This is a genomic window from Polaromonas sp. P1_E3 (assembly GCF_056405935.1).
The window spans coordinates 1-1977 of the sequence record NZ_JBFUBD010000457.1 but is presented as its reverse complement, the minus strand read 5'-3'; the positions used below and the strand labels follow the sequence as shown (position 1 = coordinate 1977).

The window sequence follows — 1977 nt, the reverse complement described above, 5'->3', positions numbered from 1 at the left end:
AGGGAACATCAAGCGCCGTACCCGGCGCACCCACTTTTTTTGTGGAAGGAACAATGGACAGGGCATTCCCGGGCTGGCCGGTTTTTTCCTCAGCCTGCCCGCGTGCATAGGCATTGCGGTCGCCTTTCCAGCCAAGCAACTCACGCATCGCATACCCGCCAGGCACATGCCAGAGCGCGCCATGCTCAAGCTCTCCGGCCGCGCCCACGATGGCCCCTTTTCCATAGCCCTCAATATGCTCGGCCGGCACATCCATTGCGGCGCGCAAACGCCCGGCCATCTGGATGCCAACAGGCTGGAGCTGGTCCATCATGGGCAGGATGTTGGGCTCGTACCGCCCGGCAAATGGATTGGTCAGCACCGCGGCAATCGCGCCGCGCAGCAAAGGCACGGGTGCTACCGGTCCGAATTCATGCCGTATCTGCTCGACGTGCGTAAAGATGCGCCGGATTTCGATCATGGGGTGAAGTCCATTCATTTCATTAAGCAAATACCGAACCAACCTGAGCCTCGGCACGCCGATCTGACAGCCATCGCAATTCCGTATCAGAGGTGGTCAACAGCTGGTTTTGGCAAACCAGCGCAGCTGACCAGATGAGCCCCTTTGCCTGCAAGCCCTGCGCGTGCTCAAGCCCCGCGCGCAATGCGCGCTGAACCACGCCCGCCTCCAGCGGCGGCACGTCAATTGTCACCATCATTTCGCCCAGGTCAGTGTCATCCTTCAGGTCACAAGCTCTGCCCCGTTTGATCCGCGCGTCGGCAACATCGACCGCATTCGCAATCATGGTGGCGGCAGCGTCCGCCTGGGCGGCGGTAGGCGCCAGGACCGTGACACTGTCGGCAATGCCCAGCGAAAAACTGCGCCCCCGCCAACCACTGGTGGCGACGCCACGAACCGGCAACATGCTGGAAACCTCAAATTGCCCGTCGGTATGAACGCCGGCGAGTATCTCGTCCCCATCAAGTTGCGCCAGGTCCGCGTACAGGCCTATTCGCACGGAATGTCCGGCCGCCAGATACAGCGCAATGTCGCCACCATTGTTGACCCAGGCACGGCTGATTCCGCTTTTTTCATAGCAGGCGGCCAGCTCTTGCGCAACCGCGCCCGCCACCGCGGCCATGGGGGTAATGAATTTATCTCGATAAGGCCAGCACGCATTCCACATGCGCCGGGCAATCGGCCCACGCAGCCGGCACTCACCCCACACAGGCTGCCGCAAAAGGGAAAGCTCCCCGACCAGCTCGGCAAGGATATCGGTGAAACGCGCCCAAGCCTGACCATGGGCGGCCTCGACCTCGGCCGGCTCTCCTTCGGCGCCGATGATGATATCCATCGGCCCATGCTGAAAATGCCAGCGTCCGTCGGGAAATAATGTGCGTTGAGGACTCATGCGCAAACGCCTCAACCCAGTAAGGGAGGACGCGCCAGAGGCCATGGGTTGGCAGCAGGCAATGGAGCCCATTCCAGAGCTGTCGGAGCACCTTCGTTGTGCCAGGCTCCACGATGCAGCACATCCTCCAGCGTACGCACGTAGTCGGAGTGCCCACCCAGCGCCTGATAGTCAGCAAGTTTCATGCTGAACTCAATAGGCGCAACGATGGCGGGTGTGGGAACGGTTCCGAAACTGTTGTCGGGCATGCGCATGACGTCGGCCATCACGGTGATTCCCCCACCGGGCCAGACGTAGGCAGGAGCCCCGCCGCAGGTCACGTTGACCAGGGAATTCTTGATGGCCCGCGTCAGCAAAACCGGATTTTCGGTAACGCCTGCCCGAAGGCTCCCCCCCGCTCCGGCGAGGAAAAGCACGGTTGCAAGAGAAGGCTCGCAATTTTCACCAATACGTTCAACAACCTGGCGCACCTCCAGCGGCATCTCCTGCTCCACGGGAAGAAGTTTTTTATCAAGGACATACCAGCTTGCGTGCTCACCGGTGGTGGATGTCATCAACAGTCGCAGGCCAGGCCAGGCCACCTGAG

At 61.1% G+C, this 1977-nt stretch carries 2 protein-coding genes and 1 pseudogene; all 3 read right to left on the bottom strand.

The features are described from left to right. Nucleotides 1–460, bottom strand: a 460-nt coding sequence (locus AC1D0Z_RS20505) for an amino acid synthesis family protein (RefSeq protein WP_477660011.1), incomplete at its 3' end; no start/stop codon positions are given. Nucleotides 461–482: 22 nt separating this feature from the next. After that, entirely contained in the window at nucleotides 483–1391 is a 909-nt protein-coding gene (locus AC1D0Z_RS20500; protein WP_477660010.1) for a UPF0280 family protein, read from the bottom strand. Nucleotides 1392–1402: 11 nt separating this feature from the next. Further along, nucleotides 1403–1977: pseudogene (locus tag AC1D0Z_RS20495) on the bottom strand (6-hydroxynicotinate reductase); the annotation flags it as partial.